This window comes from Ornithinimicrobium cerasi, assembly GCF_003702705.1.
In the GTDB taxonomy this organism is placed as follows: Bacteria; Actinomycetota; Actinomycetes; order Actinomycetales; family Dermatophilaceae; genus Ornithinicoccus; species Ornithinicoccus cerasi.
On sequence record NZ_QZMN01000013.1, the window covers coordinates 85693 to 109472 of the forward strand.

The 23780-nt window shown below is 72.9% G+C and carries 21 protein-coding genes; 8 read left to right on the forward strand and 13 right to left on the reverse strand.

The window, feature by feature from the left end:
- Nucleotides 1-48 precede the first annotated feature (48 nt).
- Entirely contained in the window at nt 49-978 is a 930-nt protein-coding gene (locus D4B81_RS14730) for a cation diffusion facilitator family transporter (RefSeq protein ID WP_237566023.1), read from the forward strand.
- 110 nt (nt 979-1088) lie between these two features.
- Here D4B81_RS14730 and D4B81_RS14735 read toward each other — a convergent pair whose 3' ends face one another.
- The gene (locus tag D4B81_RS14735; RefSeq protein WP_122263446.1) at nt 1089-2084 is read right to left on the reverse strand and encodes a stage II sporulation protein M; all 996 of its coding nucleotides are present in this window, start codon (nt 2082-2084) and stop codon (nt 1089-1091) included.
- A 108-nt stretch (nt 2085-2192) separates the two neighbouring features.
- Between D4B81_RS14735 and D4B81_RS14740 the strand changes: the two genes are divergently transcribed.
- Nucleotides 2193-2999: an RDD family protein gene (locus D4B81_RS14740; RefSeq protein WP_122263447.1), complete on the forward strand. Its 807-nt coding sequence runs from the start codon at nt 2193-2195 to the stop codon at nt 2997-2999.
- A 42-nt stretch (nt 3000-3041) separates the two neighbouring features.
- Here D4B81_RS14740 and D4B81_RS14745 read toward each other — a convergent pair whose 3' ends face one another.
- Nucleotides 3042-4163, reverse strand: coding sequence for an adenosine deaminase (locus D4B81_RS14745; protein ID WP_122263448.1), 1122 nt, complete (start codon nt 4161-4163; stop codon nt 3042-3044).
- A 59-nt stretch (nt 4164-4222) separates the two neighbouring features.
- Between D4B81_RS14745 and deoC the strand changes: the two genes are divergently transcribed.
- The 3 genes from deoC to D4B81_RS14760 are packed head-to-tail and all read left to right on the forward strand — an operon-like array spanning nt 4223 to nt 7619.
- Complete coding sequence (gene deoC / locus D4B81_RS14750) at nt 4223-5233, forward strand: deoxyribose-phosphate aldolase (RefSeq protein WP_474100190.1); 1011 nt, start codon at nt 4223-4225, stop codon at nt 5231-5233.
- A 17-nt stretch (nt 5234-5250) separates the two neighbouring features.
- Nucleotides 5251-6690: an aldehyde dehydrogenase family protein gene (locus tag D4B81_RS14755; protein ID WP_122263449.1), complete on the forward strand. Its 1440-nt coding sequence runs from the start codon at nt 5251-5253 to the stop codon at nt 6688-6690.
- Entirely contained in the window at nt 6687-7619 is a 933-nt protein-coding gene (locus D4B81_RS14760) for an aldehyde dehydrogenase family protein (protein WP_122263450.1), read from the forward strand. Before D4B81_RS14755 ends, D4B81_RS14760 begins: the two co-directional genes overlap by 4 nt.
- A 55-nt stretch (nt 7620-7674) precedes the next feature.
- Here the strand turns inward: D4B81_RS14760 and D4B81_RS14765 are convergent, their stop codons facing one another.
- Both D4B81_RS14765 and D4B81_RS14770 read right to left on the reverse strand, forming a co-directional pair.
- Nucleotides 7675-8958 carry a thymidine phosphorylase gene (locus tag D4B81_RS14765; protein ID WP_122263451.1) on the reverse strand — a complete coding sequence of 428 codons (1284 nt, stop codon included), beginning with the start codon at nt 8956-8958 and terminating at the stop codon, nt 7675-7677.
- Nucleotides 8951-9655 (reverse strand): hypothetical protein, encoded by a 705-nt coding sequence (locus tag D4B81_RS14770; RefSeq protein WP_122263452.1) that lies wholly within the window; start codon nt 9653-9655, stop codon nt 8951-8953. The genes D4B81_RS14765 and D4B81_RS14770 overlap by 8 nt, the downstream gene beginning before the upstream one ends.
- A 27-nt stretch (nt 9656-9682) precedes the next feature.
- On the opposite strand from D4B81_RS14770, the gene D4B81_RS14775 reads away from it, so the two are divergent.
- Entirely contained in the window at nt 9683-10366 is a 684-nt protein-coding gene (locus D4B81_RS14775; RefSeq protein WP_122263453.1) for a hypothetical protein, read from the forward strand.
- A gap of 44 nt (nt 10367-10410) precedes the next feature.
- Here D4B81_RS14775 and D4B81_RS14780 read toward each other — a convergent pair whose 3' ends face one another.
- The 8 genes from D4B81_RS14780 to D4B81_RS14815 form a co-directional block, all read right to left on the reverse strand.
- Complete coding sequence (locus tag D4B81_RS14780; RefSeq protein ID WP_272914075.1) at nt 10411-10854, reverse strand: cytidine deaminase; 444 nt, start codon at nt 10852-10854, stop codon at nt 10411-10413.
- 10 nt (nt 10855-10864) lie between these two features.
- Entirely contained in the window at nt 10865-12154 is a 1290-nt protein-coding gene (locus tag D4B81_RS14785) for an ABC transporter permease (RefSeq protein WP_122263454.1), read from the reverse strand.
- Nucleotides 12151-13494, reverse strand: a complete 1344-nt coding sequence (locus D4B81_RS14790) for an ABC transporter permease (protein WP_122263455.1) — start codon at nt 13492-13494, stop codon at nt 12151-12153. The genes D4B81_RS14785 and D4B81_RS14790 overlap by 4 nt, the downstream gene beginning before the upstream one ends.
- Nucleotides 13491-15086 (reverse strand): ABC transporter ATP-binding protein, encoded by a 1596-nt coding sequence (locus tag D4B81_RS14795; protein WP_122263456.1) that lies wholly within the window; start codon nt 15084-15086, stop codon nt 13491-13493. Before D4B81_RS14795 ends, D4B81_RS14790 begins: the two co-directional genes overlap by 4 nt.
- A gap of 163 nt (nt 15087-15249) precedes the next feature.
- The gene (locus D4B81_RS14800) at nt 15250-16458 is read right to left on the reverse strand and encodes a BMP family lipoprotein (protein ID WP_337189880.1); all 1209 of its coding nucleotides are present in this window, start codon (nt 16456-16458) and stop codon (nt 15250-15252) included.
- Nucleotides 16459-16623: 165 nt separating this feature from the next.
- Nucleotides 16624-17886 carry an amidohydrolase gene (locus D4B81_RS14805; protein WP_419866249.1) on the reverse strand — a complete coding sequence of 421 codons (1263 nt, stop codon included), beginning with the start codon at nt 17884-17886 and terminating at the stop codon, nt 16624-16626.
- Between the two features lie 152 nt (nt 17887-18038).
- Nucleotides 18039-19622: an acyl-CoA mutase large subunit family protein gene (locus tag D4B81_RS14810; RefSeq protein ID WP_122263457.1), complete on the reverse strand. Its 1584-nt coding sequence runs from the start codon at nt 19620-19622 to the stop codon at nt 18039-18041.
- A 9-nt stretch (nt 19623-19631) separates the two neighbouring features.
- Nucleotides 19632-20771 (reverse strand): quinone-dependent dihydroorotate dehydrogenase, encoded by a 1140-nt coding sequence (locus D4B81_RS14815; RefSeq protein ID WP_122263458.1) that lies wholly within the window; start codon nt 20769-20771, stop codon nt 19632-19634.
- 43 nt (nt 20772-20814) lie between these two features.
- Between D4B81_RS14815 and D4B81_RS14820 the strand changes: the two genes are divergently transcribed.
- Complete coding sequence (locus D4B81_RS14820; RefSeq protein ID WP_122263459.1) at nt 20815-21927, forward strand: mannose-1-phosphate guanylyltransferase; 1113 nt, start codon at nt 20815-20817, stop codon at nt 21925-21927.
- Between the two features lie 131 nt (nt 21928-22058).
- Nucleotides 22059-23213 (forward strand): glycosyltransferase family 4 protein, encoded by a 1155-nt coding sequence (locus D4B81_RS14825; protein ID WP_202613712.1) that lies wholly within the window; start codon nt 22059-22061, stop codon nt 23211-23213.
- Here D4B81_RS14825 and D4B81_RS14830 read toward each other — a convergent pair.
- The gene (locus D4B81_RS14830; protein WP_122263461.1) at nt 23194-23745 is read right to left on the reverse strand and encodes a 2'-5' RNA ligase family protein; all 552 of its coding nucleotides are present in this window, start codon (nt 23743-23745) and stop codon (nt 23194-23196) included. The genes D4B81_RS14825 and D4B81_RS14830 overlap by 20 nt on opposite strands.
- Nucleotides 23746-23780 lie beyond the last annotated feature (35 nt).

Below are 23780 nucleotides of genomic sequence, written 5' to 3' on the forward strand. Positions count from 1 at the left end.
GATGGGGAGCGTGTCCCTCCCCCTCCCGGTCGTGTTCCAGGGGTGCCCGTGAGCTCTGAGAAGCCGTCCCTGAGCACCCGGCACCCCCAGCCGGAGGACCTCACCCGCTACGCCTGGCTGTCCATCGCCGCGGCGCTGCTGACCATCGGTCTCAAGGGCAGCGCGTGGCTGGTGACCGACTCCGTCGGCCTGCTCTCCGACGCCGCGGAGTCGCTCGTGAACCTCGTGGCGGCGATCGTCGCCCTGGTCGCGCTGCGGGTGGTGCTGCTGCCCCCCGATCGCAACCACCACTACGGCCACAGCAAGGCGGAGTACTTCTCGGCCGCGGTCGAGGGCGTGATGATCTTCGTCGCGGCGGGCGTCATCCTCGTGGCCTCGGTCGAGCGCTTCCTCAACCCCGCCCCCATCGAGAACGTCGGCGTCGGCCTGCTCATCTCGGTGGTCGCCTCGGTCGTCAACGGGTCGGTGGCGTTCGTGCTGCTCCGGGCGGGTCGCAGGCACCGGTCGATCACGCTGACGGCCGACGGACGGCACCTGCTCACGGACGTGTGGACGTCGGTCGGCGTCGTCGTCGGGGTCGTGCTGGTCTGGCTGACGGGATGGGACCGGCTGGACCCGATCGTCGCCTTCGCGGTGGGGATCAACATCCTCGTGACCGGCTGGGGCCTGATCCGCTCCTCCACGGCCGGGCTGATGGACATCTCGCTGCCCGCGGAGGACAACGAGCGGATCCGGGGCATCATCGGGCGCTTCACGGCCGAGGACATCCAGTTCCACGCCTTCCGCACCCGCGAGTCCGGGCACCGCCGTTTCATGGAGATGCACCTGCTCGTGCCGGGCGCCTGGTCGGTGCAGCGGGGTCACGACCTGGCCGAGGACATCACCGACGCTCTCCTCGCCGAGTACCCGGACCTGCGCGTGAGCTGTCACCTGGAGCCGATCGAGGACCCGCGCTCCTACGAGGACATCGGGATCTAGTCGGGCTGGCGTCCCACTCTCCGGCCGACCATCCACGGCAACGAGGCGTCCACGTCATACCCCGTCAGCGGCACCCGCCCCGGAGCAGGGACGCACGGACCGGACCCGGGTCAGCCCACCGAGGGGGCGACCGCTGACTGCTGGTCCTCCCCCACGTCCCCCGTCGCGCCGGCGCGGACGGCGCGTCGCCCGAGCGTGAAGACGTAGAGGAAGAAGGCCAGGAGCGCGAGCACCCCGATGCCCACCCGCGCCCACGTCGGCAGCGGGGACGGCGTGACGAAGCCCTCGATCACCCCGGAGAGCAGCAGGACGAAGACCAGCCCGATGGCCACGCCCGCCGCGGTGCGGCCCTCCGCGGCGAGGTTGGCCAGGCGGGTCCGCGGTCCGGGGGCCACCCAGGCCCAGAACAGCCGCAGCCCCACCCCGGCCGCCACGAAGATCGCCATCAGCTCGAGCAGCCCGTGCGGCGTGATCAGGCCCCAGAACACCTCGCCCCGGCCGTGCCGGTGCATGAGGGAGCCGATGACGGCCACGTTGGCGACGTTCTGCCACAGCAGCCAGACGACCGGGAACCCCAGCACGCCCATCCCGATGCAGCGCGCGGCCACCCACGCGTTGTTGACCCAGACCAGCGTGGAGAAGCTGCTGGCGGCGTTCTCGGAGTAGTACGACTCGAACTGCACGTTGACCAGCAGCTGCACCTCCTCCGGGCTGAGGAGGGAGTTCTCGACGACCGGGTTGTGGTAGAGCCACCAGCCCAGCAGCAGGCCGACCACCACGTTGACCAGCGCCGTGATCCCCCACCACCGGCGCAGGCGGTAGAGGGCGGCCGGGAAGTCCTCGGCGAAGAAGCGCCCGACGCCCGCCCACGAGAACGTCGGCACGCGCGAGGCCCGGGCGCGGGCTGCGGCGATGAGCGTGGACAGGTGCGTCACGACCTGCGCGTCGGGGGCGGCGGAACGCACCGTCGACAGGTCGGTCGCCGCCCGCTGATAGCCGTCGAGGAGCTCGTCAGCCTCCGCGCCGCTCAGGCGGCGCTGCCGCGACAGGGCGCCCAGCCGCTGCCAGTCCTCCCGCCGTCGTCCCACCAGCGCGTCGAGGTCCACCGGCTCACTGTATGACGTGCGCGCGCACCTCCCGCACGGTGCTGCGCCCCGGGGTTGCACGCGGTCGGCGTCGTCGTCGGCGTCGGTGTCGGGAGGTAGCCTGCGGCCATGCCGACGCGGGGGATCTTCGACGCCGAGCGCTTCGTCACGAGCGAGGCGGTCGAGATCGAGCTGCCCGCGGCCAGCCTCCCGCTGCGGATGGTCTCGGGCCTGGTCGACCTGCTCGTCGTCGCGCTCCTCGTGGTCCTGCTCGTGCTGCTGCTGCCGACGGAGCTGTTCCTCCGGGACGCCGCGCTGGGTCAGGCCTTCGTCATCGTGCTCATGGCGCTCGTCATGGCCGGGCTGCCGATCGCGCTGGAGACGCTGACGCGGGGGCGGACCGTGGGCAAGCTGGTCCTGGGGCTGCGGACCGTGCGCGAGGACACCGGGCCCATCGGGCTGCGCCACGCGACCATCCGGGCGCTCGTCGGGACCGTCGAGCTGTGGCTCACCCTCGGCGGGCTCGCGCTCCTGGTCGCCGTGACCAACGAGAAGGCCCGGCGGCTGGGCGACCTGCTCGCCGGCACCTACGTCGTCCGCGACCGCGTGCGGCTGCGCCTGGCGGAGGGACCCACGATGCCCGAGGCCCTGGCGCCCTGGGCCCGGCAGGCGGACATCGGCGTGCTGCCCGACGCGCTCGTCGTGGCGGTGCGCCAGTTCCTCCAGCGCTCCGGGCAGCTGATGCCCGAGGCGCGGGCGCGCACCGGTGCGGAGCTGTATGCCGCGATCCTGCCCCGCGTCGCTCCCCCGCCCCCGCCGCAGGCGCCCCCCGAGGAGGTCCTGGCCGCGGTGCTCGCCGAGCGGCGCCGCCGCGACGAGCGACGCCTGGACCGCGACGACGCCCTGCGGGCCAGGGTGCTCCCGAAGACCTCCTGATCGTGGGCGCGCCCCTCGGCCGTCCGGGAACGCGTCCGGTCGCTACCGGCCGTCGTCGTACGCGGGCTTGAGCACGCCCTCGATGATCGCCAGCCGCTCGTCGAAGGGCAGGAAGGCCGACTTCATCGCGTTGACCGCGACCCGGCGCAGGTCCGAGCGGGTCCAGCCGGCACGGTCGACCATGAGCTGCGCCTCGCGGGTCATCGACGTCGCGCTCATCAACCGGTTGTCGGTGTTGAGGGTGACGCGGAAGTGCAGGTCCTTGAGGAGCGTGACGGGGTGCGCCTCGATCGAGGGCGCCGCCCCCGTCTGGACGTTGCTGCTCGGGCACATCTCGAGCGGGATCCGCCGGTCCTTGACGTAGGCCGCCAGCGGGCCGAGCTGGAACGCACCGGGATCGGTGGCGGCCCGGGCGATGGCGGCGGGCAGGTCCTCGCCGACCGGGGCGCCGTCGAGCGTGATGTCGTCGACCAGGCGGACGCCGTGGCCGAGCCGCTCGGCCCCGCACCACTGGATCGCCTCCCAGATGCTCGGCAGCCCGAACGCCTCCCCCGCGTGGATCGTGAAGTGCGCGTTGTGGTGACGCAGGTAGTCGAACGCCGGCAGGTGCCGGGTGGGCGGGAAGCCGTCCTCCGCCCCGGCGATGTCGAAGCCGCAGACCTTCTCACCCAGGTGCCGCACCGTCAGCTCGGCGATCTCCTCCGACCGGGCGGCGTGGCGCATGGCCGTCAGGAGGGCGCGGACCCGGATCCGGCCGCCCGCGCCGGCGGCCTCCTCCTCCCCCTCGCGCAGGCCGCGGTTCACCGCCTCCACCACCTGGTCCAGGGTCAGGCCGTGCCGCAGGTGCTGCTCGGGCGCGTAGCGCACCTCTGCGTAGACGACCCCGTCCCGCGCCAGGTCGGTCACGCACTCGCGCGCCACCCGGGCGAGCGCCTCCTCGGTCTGCATGACCCCGACGGTGTGGTCGAACGTCTCGAGGTAGCGCACCAGCGAGCCCGAGTCCGCCGCCTCGGCGAACCACGCGGCGAGCGCGTCGACCTCGGTGGCCGGCAGTGCGGCATACCCCTGCTCGTGCGCGAGGTCGAGCACGGTGGCAGGCCGCAGACCACCGTCGAGGTGGTCGTGCAGCACGACCTTGGGCAGCGTGGCGACGTCGAGCTCCATCTCGTCATCGTCGCAGATCGAGGGCGTCGGGCCAGCCCTGCGACGGTAGACTCGCCCGGGTGACCACCACCCCCGCTCCCCTCGTGACCGCTGCCGGGCAGGCGACGAGAGCCACCGAGCACCTGGGCGTGACCCGACTCACCAACCAGGCCCTCTCCTCGTGGCTGCACGGCCTGCCGGGTGTCGACCAGGTGGGCTGCGACGCACGCGCGGCCACCCTCGGCACCCGCTCGATCAAGACCACCGCCAAGGCCTGGGCCATCGACCTGGCCATCTCGATGATCGACCTGACCACCCTCGAGGGTGCCGACACCCCGGGCAAGGTCCGCGGCCTGTGCACGAAGGCCCTCTCCCCCCTGCCCTCGGACCCGACGACCCCGCGCCCCGCGGCGGTCTGCGTCTACGGCGACATGGTGGCGACCGCCAGGGAGGTGCTGGGCGACTCCGGCATCAAGGTGGCCGCGGTGGCCACCGCCTTCCCCAGCGGCCGGGCGAGCATGGCGGTCAAGCTGGCCGACACCCGCGACGCGGTCGAGGCCGGCGCGGACGAGATCGACATGGTCATCGACCGCGGCGCCTTCCTCTCCGGCGACTACCTCACGGTGTTCGAGCAGGTCGCGGCCGTGAAGGAGGTGTGCGGGACCGCCCGCCTCAAGGTGATCATGGAGACCGGCGAGCTGGTGACCTACGACAACGTCCGCCGGGCCAGCTGGCTCTCGATGCTGGCCGGGGCGGACTTCATCAAGACCAGCACCGGCAAGGTGTCCCCGGCGGCCACCCTCCCCGTGACCCTGATCATGCTGGAGGCCGTCCGCGACTGGAGGGAGCAGACCGGGCAGATGGTCGGCGTCAAGCCGGCCGGCGGCATCCGCACCAGCAAGGAAGCCATCAAGTTCCTCGTCGCCGTCAACGAGGTTGCGGGCCACGGCGGCGCCTGGCTCAGCCCTGAGTACTTCCGGTTCGGCGCCTCCAGCCTGCTCAACGACCTGCTGCTGCAGCGTCAGCGGATGAGCACCGGCGCCTACTCCGGCGCCGACTACATCCCCGACGACTCGCCGAGCCTCTACTGACGAAGGACACCACCGACATGCCTACCTTCGACTACGCCCCCGCGCCGGAGTCCCGCTCCGTCGTCGACCTCTCCCCCTCCTACGGCCTCTTCATCAACGGCGAGTTCACCGAGGGAACCGGTTCGACGTTCAAGACGGTCAGCCCGGCCACCGAGGAGGTGCTGGCCGAGGTCACCGAGGCGAGCGCTGCCGACGTCGACGCGGCCGTCGCGGCCGCGCGCGCGGCATACACCCGTGTCTGGTCCCGGATGAGCGGCACCGACCGGGGCAAGTACCTCTACCGCATCGCCCGGATCCTGCAGGAGCGCGCGCGCGAGTTCGCCGTCCTGGAGACCCTCGACAACGGCAAGCCGATCAGGGAGTCCCGTGACGTGGACGTGCCGCTCGCCGCGGCGCACTTCTTCTACCACGCCGGATGGGCCGACAAGCTCGACTTCGCCGGGCTGGGCACCGACCCCCGCCCGCACGGCGTCGTGGGCCAGGTCATCCCCTGGAACTTCCCCCTGCTGATGCTGGCGTGGAAGATCGCCCCGGCCCTGGCCACCGGCAACACCGTGGTGCTCAAGCCGGCGGAGACGACGCCCCTCTCGGCGCTGCTCTTCGCCGAGGTCTGCCAGCAGGCCGACCTCCCGCCGGGCGTCGTCAACATCGTCACCGGTGCCGGTCCGACGGGGCAGGCGCTGGTCGAGCACGGCGACGTCGACAAGGTGGCCTTCACCGGCTCGACCGGGGTCGGCAAGGCGATCGCCCGCTCCATCGCCGGCACCCGGAAGAAGGCCACCCTCGAGCTCGGCGGCAAGGCGGCGAACATCGTCTACGACGACGCGCCCGTCGACCAGGCGGTCGAGGGGATCGTCAACGGGATCTTCTTCAACCAGGGGCACGTCTGCTGCGCCGGGTCGCGCCTGCTCGTGCAGGAGTCGATCGCCGAGGAGGTGGAGGCCCGGCTCAAGCGGCGACTCGAGACCCTCCGCGTCGGCGACCCGCTCGACAAGAACACCGACGTCGGCGCCATCAACAGCCGCGAGCAGCTGGACCGGATCACCGAGCTCGCGGCCGCGGGCGAGGCCGAGGGTGCCGAGCGGTGGTCGCCCCGGTGCGAGCTGCCCAGCAAGGGGTTCTGGTTCGCACCGACGGTGTTCACGGGAGTCAGCCAGACGCACCGGATCGCCCAGGAGGAGATCTTCGGCCCCGTGCTGTCGGTGCTGACCTTCCGCACCCCCGCCGAGGCGGTCGCCAAGGCCAACAACACCCCCTACGGCCTGTCCGCCGGCGTCTGGAGCGAGAAGGGCTCGCTCATCCTGTGGACCGCAGACCGGCTGCGGGCGGGCGTGGTCTGGGCCAACACCTTCAACAAGTTCGACCCGACCAGCCCCTTCGGCGGCTACAAGGAGTCGGGCTACGGCCGCGAGGGCGGACGACACGGCCTCGAGGCCTACGTGAGGACGGGAGCATGAGCGTGAGCGCCGACCGGGTGGACGTCCGCAAGACCTACAAGCTCTACGTCGGGGGAAAGTTCCCGCGCAGCGAGTCGGGCCGCTCCTACGAGGTGTATGCCGCGCCCCGCGGCGCGCGCAGCGCGGCGGCCGGCACCCGTGGGGCGTTCCTGGGCAACGTGGCCAAGGGCTCGCGCAAGGACGCCCGGGACGCCGTCGTGGCGGCCCGCAAGGCGCAGCCCGGGTGGGGTGGTGCCACCGCCTACAACCGCGGGCAGGTGCTCTACCGGGTGGCCGAGGTGATGGAGGGGCGCCGCGCCCAGTTCGTCAACGAGGTGCAGGCCGCCGAGGGGCTGACCGCGGCGCGGGCCGAGGCCGTCGTCTCGGCCGCGATCGACCGGTGGGTCTGGTACGCCGGCTGGTCCGACAAGTACACCCAGGTGGACGGCTCCCTCAACCCCGTCGCCGGCCCCTACTTCAACATCTCCGCGGCCGAGCCGACCGGCGTGGTCGCCGTCCTCGCGCCGCAGCGGTCCTCGCTGCTGGGGCTGGTCTCGGTCGTGGCGCCGGTCGTCGTCTCCGGCAACACCGCGGTGGTCCTGGCCTCGCAGGACCGGCCCATCCCCTCGGTCTCCCTCGCCGAGTCGCTGGCCACCTCCGACGTGCCCGGTGGCGTGGTCAACATCATCACCGGGCACACGGCCGAGGTCGCCCCCTGGCTCGCCTCGCACCGCGACGTCAACGCCCTCGACCTCACCGGTGCCGCGGACGTCGAGGGTATGGCGTGGGGCGACCTGGAGAGGGCCGCCGCGGAGAACCTCAAGCGGGTGCTCCGCCCTGCCGGTGGGGGGTCGGGGGCGCAGGAGCCCGACTTCCTGCCCACCCCGGACCTCACGCGGCTGCGGGCGTTCACCGAGACCAAGACCGTCTGGCACCCGAAGGGCACCTGAGTCCGGGTCGGCGGCCCCGGGCGGGTCGGCCCGGGCGGGCCGGCCCGGGCGGGCGTCAGGCGATGCGGTCAATGACGATGCGCGGTGCGTCGACCGGCTCCTCGCCGATGCTCCAGGCGTCGGCGAGGGCCTCGACCGCCCGCTCGAAGCGCTCCGGGGTGTCCGTGTGGAGGGTGAGCAGGGGCTGACCGGCGCGGACGCGGTCACCCGGTCGGGCGTGCAGCTCGACGCCGGCGGCTGCCTGCACCGGGTCCTCCTTGCGTGCGCGGCCGGCCCCCAGGCGCCAGGCCGCGACCCCCACGGCGAGGGCGTCCAGCCTCGTCAGCACGCCGTCGGTCCCCGCGGTGACGTCGTGGGTCTCCCGGGCTGTCGGCATCGGGGCGTCCGGGTCGCCGCCCTGCGCCGCGATCATCCGGCGCCAGACGTCCATGGCGCGGCCGTCGGCGAGCGCGTCGGCCGGGTCGACCCCGGTGACGCCGGCCCCCTCGAGCATCTCCCGCGCCAGCGCCAGGGTCAGCTCGACGACGTCGGCCGGACCCCCGCCGGCGAGCACCTCGACGCTCTCGCGGACCTCCAGACCGTTGCCGGCCGTCAGCCCCAGGGGGGTGGACATGTCGGTGAGCAGGGCGACGGTGTGCACGCCGGCGTCGGTGCCGAGCTCGACCATGGTGCGGGCCAGCTCCCGGGCGTCGGACTCGGTCTTCATGAAGGCTCCGGACCCGACCTTCACGTCGAGCACGAGGACACCGGTGCCCTCGGCGATCTTCTTGCTCATGATCGAGGAGGCGATGAGGGGGATCGCCTCGACGGTGCCGGTCACGTCACGCAGCGAGTAGAGCCGCTTGTCGGCCGGGGCCAGGCCCGATCCGGCCGCGCAGATGACGGCCCCGACGTCCTCGAGCTGGCTGATGATCTCCTCGTTGGACAGCGCCGCGCGCCACCCGGGGACCGCCTCGAGCTTGTCCAGGGTGCCCCCCGTGTGGCCCAGGCCCCTGCCGGACAGCTGCGGCACCGCCACCCCGCAGGCCGCGACGAGCGGTGCCAGGGGGAGCGTGATCTTGTCGCCCACCCCGCCCGTGGAGTGCTTGTCCGCGGTCGGGCGCGAGAGGGTGGAGAAGTCCATCCGCTCGCCCGAGGCGATCATCGCCGCGGTCCAGTCCCCGATCTCCCGCCGGGACATGCCGTTGAGCAGGATGGCCATCGCCAGGGCCGACATCTGCTCGTCGGCCACGACCTCGCGGGTGTAGGCGTCCACGACCCAGGAGATCTGCTCCGAGGACAGCTCCCCCTTGTCCCGCTTGGTCCGGATGATGTCGACGGCGTCGAAGGACTCACTCATGGCGCCCAGTCTGTCCTATCGCCCGGCAGGTCGAGGTGATCCGGTCGACGAGCTCGCGGCGACGCGGCCCCGGTCCCTGCCGCAGCGCCTCCTGCGCCGCGCCGCGCAGGCCGTCGAGCGAGGCGCGCACCGGCCCCGCGGCGACGGAGCCGGCCGCCGTGAGCGAGTCGTGCGCCTGGGCGACGGTCGCGGCGAGCCGGCGCAACGCCTGCTCCACCTGCTGCTCGTCCCGTGCCGCCACGGCCTGCTCGAGGTCGCGCCCGGCCTGGGCGACCTGCAGCTGCGCGAGGGAGACGACCGGGTCCGAGCCGAGGGACGACATACCCGCGGTCGTCCCGGCCACCCCGGTCCCCGGCCTCGGGGGGCGGCCACCCGGGGCCGCCCACGGGTCGACGGGCTCACGGCCCACGGGCCCTCCGGGGACCGCGCCCGGCCACTGCGGGACGTCGATCCGCGGCATCGGCACGTCCTGGGCGGGTGGGCGGACGGCCGGCCCGGTTGCCCCTTGGCCTGGGCGGGGGCCGACCGGCGGGCGCCGCCGCTGCGGCCGACGGTTGCCCACGACCAGGTACGCCACGAAGCCCAGCACCAGCAGGGGCACGAGGTTGACCCCCACCTCCGACGTCAGCCGGAGCACCACGAAGATGCCGAGGATCCACGCCCACGGGGGGAGGCGCCGGGCGTTCACCGGGAGCACCAGTTCGGGTGTGACATCCTGTGCCGCGTGCTCATCGCTGACGTCATGGCTCTCGTCGTCCCTCCTGTGACCGACCTGCTGCGCCGCTCGCGCACCAGGGGTGGGACGGACGCGGTACAGCCGATGTTCCCCACCATCATCGCCCTGCGCAACGACCGGGTGGTGGCCGCGGTGTCCACACCGCGGATGGAGGCCACGCTCAGCTGCGCCTCGACGCTGTCCGTCGGCGTGGGCGCCTCGGTGCTGGTGGTCGCCGCCGAGGCTGTGGTCAACGGCTCCCCCGCGGTCGCGTACACGGTGATGACGCGCGACCGGCGGGGCAAGCTGGTGCTGCAGAAGGTCGAGGGGGAGGGTGAGGAGCTGCGGCTGTCGAGGCCGGTCGACGGGGGCGAGCCCGCAGACCCGAGCATCCTGCGGGTGCTGGCCGATGCCGTCGGCCAGAAGCCCCTGTCGGTCTCCTCGGTCGCGCGCAAGGACACCGGCGGCACGTTCGGCGAGGAGACCTTCCTGCCGCCCGAGCAGGGTCGGGTCGTCGTGGACGCGGGCACCGTGAGGACGTTGCAGCAGCGGGTCGAGCAGATCGGCGGGCGGGCGCTCTACGTCGCCCGCTCGCCCGAGGCGGCGCGCCTCGCACTGGAGGCGGGTATGCCGCGGCGCTGCCTGCTCGGGGACGGCGACAGCCACACCGACAGCGACACCGACGGGGCCTGACGCCCTGTTCCCCGGTGACCAGCGGGTCGCTTCGGACCCGTGGGTCAGGGGGTGCGCGGAGCCTCCGCGACCGCGGCGAGGTCCTCGGGCCCGAACGCCTGGGGCAGGACGGCGTCCATCCGCAGCACCCCCTGCGGGGTCTGCAGCAGGCACTCCGCGCCGCCATGCTCCCAGAGCAGCTGCCGGCACCGGCCGCAGGGCATGATCGTGGAGCCGCGGGCATCGACGCACCACACCGCGACCAGCAGTCCTCCGCCGCCGGCGACGAGGTCGGACACCATCCCGCACTCGGCGCACAGCGCCACGCCGTAGGCGGCGTTCTCCACGTTGCAGCCGCGGACCACCCGGCCGTCGTCGGTCAGGCCGGCCACGCCCACCGGGTAGTGCGAGTAGGGCACGTAGGCCCGCCGCATGACCTCGACAGCGGCCTCGTGCAGGCCCTCCCAGTCGACCTGCGCGGCGGAGGCGTCCTCGGGAAGCTGGCTCACGGCATACCTCTCAGCTCTTGGTGTAGGGGATGCCCTCGGCGGCCGGCGGGCGGACCCGACCGACGAACCCGGCCACCGCGAAGATCGTGATGATGTAGGGCAGCATCAGCAGCAGCTCGGACGGGACGCCGCTGCCGATGGTCGAGAGCACGTTGCCCAGGTTCTTGGAGAACCCGAAGAGCAGGGCGGCGAGCACCGCGCCCCAGGGGTTCCACTTGCCCAGGATCATCGCGGCGAGCGCGATGAAGCCGTTGCCGGCCGACATCTCGCGGCCGAACGCCAGTCCGGAGCCGACGGTGAAGAAGGCCCCGCCCAGGCCGGCGACCGCCCCGCCCAGGATGGTGTTCCACACGCGACGGGTGTTCACCTTGATGCCGACGGTGTCGGCCGCCTTGGGGTGCTCACCCACGGCGCGGGTGCGCAGGCCCCAGCGGCTGCGGAAGAGCATGATCTGCAGGACGACGACGATGACGTACATGAGGTAGATCAGCACCGTCTGGTTGAACAGCACCGGGCCGAGGACCGGGATCTCGGCCAGGACCGGGATGCGGATGCGCGGCAGGGGCATGCGGGTGTTCCACAGCGCCCGGTTGTCCGACAGGACGGTGGCGAAGAGGAATCCGGTGAGCCCGATGATGAGGGTGTTGAGGACCACGCCGACGATGATCTGGTTGACCCGGAAGCTGACGGCGAACCAGGCCAGCGCCGCGCCGACGAGAGCCCCGGCCAGGGGTGCCGCGACGAGGCCGACGTAGCCGCTGCCCGCGGCCGAGGCCGCGACGGCCGCGGCGAAGGCCCCGAAGAGCAGCTGGCCCTCGATCGCGATGTTGATGATGCCGGACCGCTCGCAGATGACGCCGGAGAGGGCGCCGAAGACCAGCGGCACCGAGAGGGCGAGTGCCCCGGCGAGCAGCGAGACCATGGGGATGACGGACGTCTTCCCGGCGCCGGCGTAGGTGAGGAAGGCCAGGACGACGGCGACCCCCACGACGACGTGCAGCCACACCGGGGGGCGGCGCCGCTGGCGCACCAGGAGGAAGGCCCACACCGCGGCCGCCGCCATCACGACGGTGAGCAGGGAGATGGTCAGGAGGGCGGGGACCGACGCGTTGGGGATGGCGAACCACTCGGCGGCGGTGCCGAACTGGAAGGTGGTCGAGACGTCCGCCGGCGTCGGGCGCAGGAAGAGCAGCACCGTCAGGAGCGCGGCCGTCGCGTAGACGACCGGGGTCTTCAGGCCGACCCTGGGACGGGTGCCGGGAGCCGTCGCGGTGCTGGACGGCGTCGTCGCGGTGCTCACGCCGTGACCTCCTCGGTGGTGGTGCGGGCGGGGCGGGGACGCCGGGGCCGCCCCGTCGGGGACGGCAGCCGGAACACGGCGCGCACCAGCGGCGGTGCGGCGATGAGCAGGACGATGAGCGACTGGACCACGAGGACGATGTCGATCGGCGTCTGGGTCAGCGACTGCATGAGGAAGCCACCCGCCTTGAGGGCGCCGAAGAGCAGGCCGGCGAAGAAGGTGCCCCACGGCCTGGAACGTCCCAGCAGGGCCACGGTGATCGCGTCGAAGCCGAACGAGGCCGCGACCCCCACCGTCAGCGAGCGCTCGGTGCCGAGCACCTGGCCGGAGGCGGCCAGCCCGGCGAGGGCGCCCGCGACCAGCATGGTGATGATGGTGATGCGCCCCACCGACATGCCGGCGGTGCGGGCGGCGGCGGGGTTGGCGCCGACCGCGCGGATCTCGAAGCCGATCGTCGACCGCTCGAGCAGCCACCACACGAAGACGGTCGCCAGGACCGCCATGACGAAGCCCCAGTGCAGACGGAAGTCGTTGGGGAGCAGCCAGTCCGGCACCAGGTGCGGGAACGTCGCCTCGGCCGAGACGGCCGGGCTGCGCTGGCCGGTGCGACCGGGGTTGAACTGCGGCGTCTTGAGGATGTAGCCGATGAGGTAGACGGCGATGTAGTTGAGCATGATCGTGACGATCACCTCGTTGGCACCGAACCTGGCCTTCAGCACGCCGGCCACACCCGCGTAGACGGCGCCCCCGATCGCGCCGCCCAGGACCGCGACGAGCAGGTGGATGACGGGGGGCATGTCGAAGGCGAACCCCAGCCACGCCGCGACGATCGCGCCGACGATGATCTGCCCCTGGGCGCCGATGTTGAACAGACCGGCCCGGAAGCCGACGGCGATGCCCAGGCCCGCGAGGATGAGCGGCACCGAGAAGACCATCGACTCGGTGAACGGCTTGATCATGCCGGCGAACGTCGGGGCGTTCCAGTCGAGGACGGAGCCTCGGAACATCGCCACGTAGGCGTCGCGCATGGCCGTCCAGCCGGCCGAGAGCATGTCACTCGGGCGGGAGAAGAAGTAGCCGGACGCGGCGCGGGTGTCCTCGTCGGCGAAGGCGATGAGGAGCCCGCCGATGAGCAGGGCGAGCACGACGGCGAGGACCGACATGAGCGCGCCCCCGGCGAGGATCTGGTGGATGACCGAGGGCCGCTCGTCCTCACGGTGTGTCGGGCCGTGCCCGCCGGGCGCCGTCTCCTCCGCAGCGACCTCGGCCGGCGGCGCGGCCGCGACCGCCTGCTCGTTGCCGGCGTCGCTGCCCTCGCTCTGGTGCGAGTGGTCGGTCACTGCGCGTCCTCCTCCATGTAGGCCTGGCCCAGGATCGAGTGGTGCTCGGCCGCCTGGGTGCGGGCCTCGTCCATCGGGACACCTGCCATCATCAGCCCGAGCATGTCGCGGTTCACCCCACCTGCCGTGCCGTTCTCCTCCGCCACGTCGACGATGCCGACGATGCGGCCCCGGTACATGACCGCGATCCGGTCCGCCAGGTTGAGCACCTCGTCCAGCTCGGTCGAGACGATGAGCACCGGGGTGCCGTTGTCGCGCTCGGCCACCATCCGCTTGTGCACGAACTCGATCGACCCCACGTCCAGACCCCGCGTCGGCTGGGAGGCCACGAGGAGGCGCAGCGGCCGGGACATCTCGCGGGCGAGCACCACCTTCTGGGCGTTGCCGCCGGAGAGCGTGGAGATGGGGTCCTGCACTGAGGTGTAGCGCACGTCGAACTCCTCGGCGCGCTGCTCGGCGTTGGCGACGACACGGGCCGGGCTCATCGAGATGCCCTTGGCGAACGGCTCGGTGTCGTAGAGGTCCAGCACGAGGTTCTCCGCGATCGAGAAGCTGGCCACGACGCCGTCGGTGGACCGGTCCTCGGGGACGAAGCCGATGCCGGCGCGCAGCCGCTGCTTGACCGATCGGCCGCGCAGGTCCTGCCCGTCGAGGGTGAGCCGGCCGGCGTCCGCCTCCTCCAGACCGAGCACCACCTCGGCGAGCTCGGTCTGCCCGTTGCCCTGGACGCCCGCGATGCACATGATCTCCCCGCCGTGGACGTCGAAGGAGATGTCGTCGACGAGCACCGCACCGGTGGGCGAGACGACGCTCAGCCCCTCCACGCGGAAGGCCGCCTCGCCGGGGGTGGCCGCGGACTTCTGGACCGACAGGTTGACCGAGCGGCCCACCATGAGCGAGGCCAGCTCGGTCTCGGTGGAGGTGGGTCTGGCCTCCCCCACGACCTTGCCCCGGCGGATCACCGTGATCCGGTCCGCGACGGCCCGCACCTCGCGCAGCTTGTGGGTGATGAAGACGATGGAGGTGCCCGCCTCCTTGAGCTCGCCCATGATCCCGATGAGCTCGTCGGTCTCCTGGGGGGTGAGCACCGCGGTGGGCTCGTCGAGGATGAGGACCTTCGCGTCGCGGCTGAGGGCCTTGATGATCTCCACCCGCTGCTGGACGCCCACCGGCAGGTCCTCGATGAGCGCGTCGGGGTCGACGTCGAAGCCGAAGCGGTCGGAGATCTGCTTCACCCGTGCGCGTGCCTCGTCCAGCTTGAGGACGCCGGCGGGGCCGGTCGGCTCGTAGCCCAGCGCGACCGACTCCGCGACGGTGAAGACAGGGACCAGCATGAAGTGCTGGTGCACCATGCCGATGCCGGCCGCGACCGCGTCACCGGGACCCTTGAAGCGCACGGGGCGGTCGTCGAGCAGGATCTGCCCGTCGTCCGGGTCGTAGAGGCCGTAGAGGACGTTCATCAGGGTGCTCTTGCCCGCGCCGTTCTCCCCCAGCAGGGCGTGGATCTCCCCCGGCTCGACGACGAGGTCGATGTGGTCGTTGGCGACCAGGGGACCGAAGACCTTGGTGATGCCCTGCAGCTCGAGCTTCATCGCGGATCCTGCTTCATACGCACCTCACGGGGGTGGACGCGGCCGGGTGGGTCGGCGGGCGTGGACCCGCCTGGGGGGACAGCGTAGCGGCCCGACCCCGCAGGGTCGGGCCGCTGGCACGGTCGTCGCCCCGCTCGGCTCACCGGCGGACGACGAGGTCGGATCAGGGAGCGTTCGGCGTCTCGATGACGAGCTCGCCGGAGATGATCTGCTCCTCGTAGGCGGCCAGCTGGTCCTTGAGCTCCTGGGGGACCTCGTCCTCGAAGTCGTGGAACGGGGCCAGGCCGACACCGTCGTTCTCCAGGGTGCCCACGTACGGCTCGTTGGTGAAGCCGCCCTCGACGCTCTCGGTGATCGTGGTCTCGACGGCCGCGCCGATGCCCTTCATGACCGAGGTCAGCATCAGGGAGGAGTAGTCGGAGGCGGTGAGGAAGCCGTCGGAGTCGACCCAGATGATCCTGACCCCGTCCGCGGACTCGGCCGCGGCGGCCGCGCCGAGCCCGACCGGGCCGGCGACCGGCATGATGATGTCCGCGCCCTGGGCGATGAACTGCTCGGTCAGGGTCTGGCCCTGGCTCTGGTTGTCGAAGTCGCCGGAGAAGGAACCGGTCTGGCCCTCCTTGTCCCAGCCGAGGAGCTGCACGTCGGTGCCGTTGTCCTCGTTGTACTTGGCGACACCGTCGGCGAAGCCGTCCATGAAGATCGCGACCGACGGGATCTGGATGCCACCGAAGGTGGCCACCGTGCCGGTCTCGGACATCCCGGCAGCCAGGTAGCCGGCGAGGAAGCTCGCCTCCGCGGTGTTGAACAGCAGCGGCTTGGCGTTGTCGAGCTCGACGGGGGCGAAGGACTCGTCGGAGAAGCTGGAGTCGATGAGCGCGAAGTTGGTCTCGGGGTTCGCCTCGGCACCGGCCTGGATGGCGTCCTCGAGGAGGAAGCCGACGCCGATGACCAGGTCGCAGTCCTGGGCGACCAGCCCGTTGACGTTGTTGGCGTAGTCGGTGTCGGCCTGGGACTCGACCTCGACGGTCTCGATGCCGAGCTCCTCGGCGGCCGCGTCCATGCCCTCCTTGCCCGACTGGTTGAAGGACTGGTCGTCGAAGCCGCCGGCGTCGGAGACCATGCAGGCCTTGAAGTCGGCCGCGTCGGCCGGGGCGGACGACTCGCCACCGTCGCTGGTGGCTGCACCGTCGTCGGTCTCCCCTGCCGCGTCGTCGGTGGTCTCGACGGCGGACGTGCCGCCGGGGCTGTCGTCTTCAGGGGCCTCGCCGCAGGCGGAGAGGGCGAGGGTGGCGGCCGCACCGAGGGCCGCGAGCTTCATTACCCGACGCACGGGGTACTCCTTTGTGAGCAGGTGGTTGTGCATCGGCATGCTATCCCCCCCACCAGGCATCCCCGGCGCCGCGCCGGGGCGGTCACACAAAGGTGACTGATTCGTGACCTGGAGGTGTCCCACGAGCAAACTCTCGTCACGCCCGCCCCACGGGGCCCACCGGGCCCACCTTGCATCAGGGGCGAGACCCCTCTGCGGGGCGGCTCAGGCCAGCCCGTCCGGCCCGACGGAGGTGAAGACGCTGCCGGCCAGCACCTTGGCGGCGATGATGACCGCGCGCTCGTCGACCACGAGGTCGCTCTGGTGCAGCTCGTAGGTCGGTCCGCCGGGCGTGCGGGTGCCGAGCCGACCCATCGCGCCCGGCACGTCGGTGAGGTACCAGCCGAGGTCCTCACCGCCCATGGACTGCTTCGTCGGCACGACTGCGCTCGGACCCATCAGGGTCATCGTGGCCCTCGACATGGCGACGACGGCGGCGTTGTCGTTGTCCACCGGCGGCACGCCGCGGACGTGGCGCACGATCGCCGTCACCCCGTAGGGCGCGACGACGGCCTGGACGACCTCCTCGACGAGCGGACCGACCGTGTCCCAGACCTCCGCGTCGAGCATCCGGACCGTGCCCATGCACTCGGCCTGGGTGGGGATGACGTTGGGTGCCGAGCCGGAACGGACCATCCCCCAGACGAGGGTCGTCCCCGCGCGGGGGTCGAGACGCCGGGACAGCACCGCGGGCACCTCGGTGACCACCTTCCCCAGAGCATAGGTGAGGTCCTGCGTCAGGTGGGGGCGCGAGGTGTGCCCGCCCCGGCCGGTCAGTGTCACGTGCACGGAGTCCGACGCCGCCGTGATCGGGCCGACCCGAAGCCCCACCGTGCCGACGTCGATCGAGGGGTCGCAGTGCAGCGCGAGGACGCGGTCGACCCCCTCGATGCCGCCCTGCTCCATCACCGCGTGGGCACCGCCGGGGATGGTCTCCTCGGCGGGCTGGAAGAGCAGCCGCACCGCGACGTCCTGTGCCACCAGCTCGTGCTCGAGCGCCTTGAGGGCCAGACCGGCTCCGAGCAGGCCGACCGTGTGGACGTCGTGCCCGCAGGCGTGGGCGGCCCCGAGGTTCCGGGAGGCGAACGGCAGGCCGGTGGACTCCTCGAGGGGGAGCGCGTCGAGGTCGGCCCGCAGCGCGACCCGGACCCGGGGCTCGGGCGACCCGAGGTCAGCGATCAGCCCCGAACCGGGCAGCGGGCGCACCTCGACACCGGCGCCGGTGAGCACCTCGGTCAGCAACGACGTGGTGCGCAGCTCGTGCCAGGCCAGCTCGGGGTGGGCGTGCACCTCCCGCCGCAGGCGGACGAGCTCGTCGGCACGGGCGTCCACCTCGGCGGCCACCCGCCCCACCAGGCTCCGCGGAGAGGCGGGGGAGGTGACCGAGGTCGTCGTGGTCGGGAGCTGGCCGGTCGTCTCGGTGGTCACGTCACTTCGCTGCGCAGGTGGGGAGGATGATCAGGGTGTGCCGCGGGTCGGCCGGGGGAAGGAGATGCACGCACCTCGACGCTTGCCGCCGCTGATCCAGGGTACATCCGCAGGACCGCGGTCCCCGCCAGGGGCCGCCACGCGGCCAGCGCTCAGAAGGTCTCCCGGGGGACGTAGCGCCCCCACACGTCGCGCAGGGCGTCGGCCACCTCGCCTCCCGTGGCCCGGGCCCGGAGGGCCTCCAGCATGGGGTACAGCAGGTTGTCGGTGCCTCCTGCGGCGTCGCGCAGCGTTCCCAGCGCACGCTCCACCGCGTCCCCGTCCCGGTCGGCGCGAAGACGTTCCAGCCGTTCCGCCTGGGCGGCCTCGATGGCCGGGTCCACGCGCAGCGGCTCGTAGTGCTCGTCGGCCTCCACGGTGAAGCGGTTCTGACCCACGATCACGCGCTCCCCCGCGTCGATCTGGAGGGCGACGTCATACGCGGACCGCTCGATCTCGCTCTTCTGGAAACCCTGCTCGATCGCGCTCACCGCTCCCCCGCGGTCGTCGACGGCGGCCATCAGCGCCTCGACCGCGCCCTCGATGTCGTCGGTCATCGACTCCACCACGTAGGAGCCGGCGAACGGGTCCACGGTCCGGGTGACGTCGGTCTCGTGGGCGAGCACCTGCTGGGTCCGCAGGGCCAGCCGTGCCGCCTTGGCGGTCGGCAGGGCGATCGCCTCGTCGAAGGAGTTGGTGTGCAGCGACTGGGTCCCGCCGAGCACGGCGGCCAGGCCCTGCACGGCCACCCGCACCAGGTTGAGCTCGGGCTGCTGGGCCGTCAGCTGCACCCCCGCGGTCTGGGTGTGGAAGCGCAGCATCATCGACCGGGGGTCCTGCGCCCCGAACTCCTCCTTCATCATCCGCGCCCAGATGCGGCGGGCGGCGCGGAACTTGGCCACCTCCTCCAGCAGCGTGGTCCGCGCCACGAAGAAGAAGGACAGCCTCGGCGCGATGTCGTCCACGCGCAGGCCGGCCTCGATCGCCGCCTGTACGTAGGCCTTCGCGTTGGCGAGGGTGAAGGCGACCTCCTGCACCGGCGTGGCCCCGGCCTCGGCCATGTGGTAACCCGAGATCGAGATGGTGTTCCACCGGGGGATCTCGGCGTGGCAGTAGGCGAAGATGTCCGAGATCAGCCGCAGCGACTCGGCGGGCGGGTAGATGTAGGTGCCCCGGGCGATGTACTCCTTGAGCACGTCGTTCTGGATGGTCCCGGTGAGCCGGTCCGCCGCGATGCCGTTGTGCTCCGCGGCCAGCTGGTAGAGCAGCAGCAGCGTCGAGGCGGGGGCGTTGATGGTCATCGAGGTGGACACCTCGTCGAGGGGCAGTCCGTCGAAGAGCACGAGCATGTCGTCCAGCGAGTCGATCGCCACGCCCACCTTGCCGACCTCGCCGGCCGCCAGCGGGTGGTCGGAGTCGTAACCCATCTGGGTCGGCAGGTCGAAGGCCACCGACAGACCGCCGGTCCCGTTGGCGACCAGCTCCTTGTAGCGCGCGTTGGACTCCGCCGCCGTCCCGAACCCGGCGTACTGCCGCATCGTCCACGGCCGGCCGGTGTACATCGACGGGTAGACGCCCCGGGTGAAGGGGTAGGACCCCGGCTCGCCGAGTCTCGCCGACGGGTCGAAGCCCTCCAGGTCCTGCGGCCCGTAGACGGCCTTGATCGGCAGTCCGGACTCGGTCGTCGCCTCTGGCATGGGGCCAGACTATCCCCGGGCCCGTCGCGTCCCCCGGGCGGCCGAGGTGGCCTCGACGGCCTCCCCCACGAGGGCGGGCCCCCGGTAGACGAGGCCGGTCCACAGCTGGACCAGGCTGGCTCCGGCGTCGAGGAGGGCGCGAGCGTCGGCGCCCGACATCACCCCGCCCACGCCGACGACGGGCAGGGCGGTCCGCGCCGCCACGTGCGCCACCACCTCCCTGGCCCGCAGGGTCAGCGGTGCGCCCGAGAGGCCACCGCCCTGGCCGGCGGCCGCCGCGAGGTCGCCGCCGTGCACCCCGTCCCTGGCCAGCGTGGTGTTGGTGGCGATGACGCCGCTGACCCCGGCGCCGACCGCCACCTCGAGCGCGTCGTCCAGCGCGGCGTCGCTCAGGTCGGGCGAGAGCTTGACGAGGACCGGGGTGCCCGCCGCCGCCCCCACCACGGCGCCGAGCAGCGCGGCCAGCGGTGCGGCGTCCTGGAGCGAGCGCAGCCCGGGCGTGTTGGGGCTGGACACGTTGACCGCCAGGTAGTCCGCCAGCCCCTGCAGCGCCGCGACCGACTCGAGGTAGTCGCCGACGGCCTCCTCCACCGGGGTCACCTTGCTCTTGCCGATGCTCACCCCCACCGGGACGGTGACCAGGCCCGCCTCGCGCGCCTCGCGCAGGCGGGCGGCGAGCGCGTGGACGCCCTGGTTGTTGAAGCCCATCCGGTTGATCACCGCCCGGCTGCGCGGCAGGCGCACCAGCCGCGGGCGCGGGTTGCCGGGCTGCGGCCTGGCGGTGACCGTGCCCAGCTCCACGTGGCCGAACCCGAGCGCCCCCCAGGTCGCCACCCCCCGTCCGTCCTTGTCCATGCCCGCGGCCAGCCCGACCCGGTGCGGGAAGCGCAGGCCCAGCACCTCGACCGGGTCCCCGGGCCCTCCCGCCGGACCCACGGCATACCCGCCCAGGGTCGTCAGCGCCCGGGTGAGCGGCCAGCGGCCCAGCAGTCCGGCGCCCACCACGGTCGCGTGGTGGGCGGTCTCGGCGTCGAGGCGCCACAGGGCCGGGCGCACCAGCCGGGTGTATGCCGCGCCCGCCACGGCGCGGGCGGGCCGCGGCCTCCCCGGGCCGGGTGAGGCTGCTGCGGGTCCGACGGCGAAGGTCATGGGTCAACCCTACGAGCCGGACGCGCTCCCTAGACTGGGGAGCATGCCCGACCTGGACAGCGGGGTCGACGGACCTCCCGACCTCACCGCCGTGATCCCCGCGGGCGGTGCGGGCACCCGGTTGTGGCCGCTGTCCCGGGCCGGGTCGCCGAAGTTCCTCCACGACCTCACCGGCCGGGGTCGCACCCTGCTGCAGGACACCGCGGACCGGCTGCGGCCGCTGGTGGGCGCGCGCGTCATGGTGGTGACCGGCGAGCGGCACGCGGACGCGGTCCGGGCGCAGCTGCCCGACCTCGACCCGGACGACCTCCTCGTGGAGCCCTCCCCCCGCGACTCGATGCCCGCGATCGGCCTGGCCGCCGCCGTGCTGGAGAGGCGGGACCCCGACGCCGTCCTCGCCTCGTTCGCCGCGGACCACGTCATCGGTGACCTCGACGTCTTCGCCGACCGCGTCCGCCAGGCGGTGAGCGCGGCCCGGGAGGGCTGGTTGGTCACCCTCGGCATCACCCCCACGTCCCCCGCCACCGGTTTCGGCTACATCCGCGTCGGGGCGGCGCTGGGCACCGCGGGGGCGCCGGACGCGCACCGCGTCGACGCCTTCGTGGAGAAGCCGGACGTCGCGCGAGCCCGCGACTACCTCGCCTCGGGCGACCACCTGTGGAACGCCGGCATGTTCGTGGTCCGCGCCTCGGTGCTGCTGGAGCTGCTCGCGCAGCAGCACCCGGAGATGACCACGGTGCTGCGGCAGATCGCCGAGGATCCCTCCCGGCTCGCCGACCTGTGGGGGTCGCTGCCCGCGGTGGCCATCGACCACGCGGTCGCCGAGCCGGCCGCCGCCGCCGGGCGGGTCGCGGTAGTCCCCGCGCCGTTCCGCTGGGACGACGTCGGTGACTTCGCCTCGCTCGCCGACCTCCTCGACGAGTCCCCCCTGCACCCGGGGCTGCGCGTCCTGGGCGACCCGGGACTGGTCGTCAACCAGGGGGCGACGGGCCTGGTCGTCGCTACCGGGGGACGGACGGTGGTGACGCTGGGCGTGCCGGACCTCGTCGTGGTCGACACGCCGGACGTCGTGCTCGTGACGACGCGCGAGCACGCCCAGGACGTCAAGGGCGTCGTGGCCACCCTCCGCGCGACCGGTCGGGGTGAGCTCACCTGAGCGCCTCGGCACGCGAACCGGTCCGACGACGCCTCCGCGACGCCGTCGGCCACCCGCTCGTCACCCGTCGCTCACCCGACACACCCCAGGCCGACCACAGCGCCACACCTGGGGTGGCGAGGCTGGAGCACGTGAGGGTCGCCATCGTCACCGAGTCGTTCCTGCCCGCGCTCAACGGGGTCACCACCAGCGTGCTCAAGGTCCTGGAGTGCCTGCGGGACCAGGGACACGAGGCCCTCGTCATCGCGCCCGGCACCAGCCCGTGGAGCCCCACCACGACTCCGGAGCACTACGCCGGCTTCCCGGTGCACAGCGTGACCAGCGTGCCCGTGCGGCAGTTCCGGGTGGGGCTGCCCTCCTACGAGATCGAGACGGTGCTGCACCGCTTCCGCCCCGACGTCATGCACGTCGCCTCCCCGTTCGTGCTGGGCGTGCGGGGGCTCACCGCGGCCCGCGCCCTGGGCATCCCCTCGGTCGCCGTCTACCAGACGGACATGCCCTCCTACATCCGGCAGCACTCGGGGCCCGCGGGCAACCTCACCGCGCGGGCGGCGTGGCGCTGGATCCGCCGCATCCACCAGCAGGCCGACCTCACCCTCGCGCCGTCCAGAGCCGCGCTGGAGGACCTGCGCGCCCACGGCGTGCCGCGGACCGCCCTGTGGGGGCGCGGCGTCGACGCCGAGCTGTTCCACCCGGGGCGCCGCACCGACGTGGCGACCGCCGCCCTGCGCGCCCGGCTCGCCCCGCACGGCGAGACGCTCCTCGGGTATGTCGGGCGGCTGGCGCCGGAGAAGGAGCTGCACCGCCTCGTGGAGCTGGCATCGGTGCCGGGGACCCGTCTCGTGCTCGTCGGCGAGGGCCCGAGCCGGGAGATGCTCCAGGCCAGCCTCCCGGACGCGGTGTTCCTCGGGCGGTGCGAGGGGCTCGAGCTGGCGCAGGCGTATGCCGCGTTCGACGTCTTCGTGCACACCGGCACCCGCGAGACGTTCGGCCAGACGCTCCAGGAGGCGGCGGCGGCGGGGCTGCCGGTCGTCGCCCCGGCACGCGGCGGGCCGCTCGACCTGGTCGACGTCGGCGTCACCGGCGAGCTGTTCGACCCCGACCGGCCCGGCGACCTCGCCGCGAGGGTCCGCCCCCTCGTGGGTCCCGGGGCGGCCGAGCTGCGCGAGCGGATGGGCCTCACCGGTCGTGACCGCGTCGTGGCGCGCTCCTGGCCGGCGCTGGTCGAGCAGCTCGTGGGGTACTACGCGGCGGCGATCCGTGAGGTCAGTCGCTCCGTGGTCTGAGCCGGTAGTCCTCGACCTGGCTCCACACCTCGTCACCGGAGTGGAGGTAGAGGCGGAAGGAGCTGGCCTCGAAGCGGCAGGTGAACGCGGCCAGGTCTTCGAAGGCGCGGTCGAGCACCTGGTCCGGCTCGTCGTGCACGACGGTCACGTGCGGGTGGTAGGGGAAGGCCAGCTCCCGGGACACCGGACCGGACCGCACCGCGCTCTCGAGCCGCTCGCAGCTGCTCACCCCCAGCGCCACCTGGACGAAGACGACGTCGGAGACGGGCCGGAAGGTCCCCGTGCCGCGCAGGACGACGTCGAAGGTCGGCTGCCCCGCCGCCACCTCGGCCAGGTGGTCACGGAAGGGGCGCAGCTGCTCGGGCCGCAGCGGCGTGGGCGGGAGCAGCGTGACGTGGGTCGGGATGTGCTCCGCCCGGGCCTCGCCGTAGCGGACCCGCTGCTGCTGCAGGTAACCGCCCCACGGCTCGGGGACCGGTATCGCGACACCGACCACCGGGGAGACGGGAGGGACGGTGCCGGCGCTGGTCACGCGCCTCACCCTACCCAGGTCTGCCCCGGCCGGGG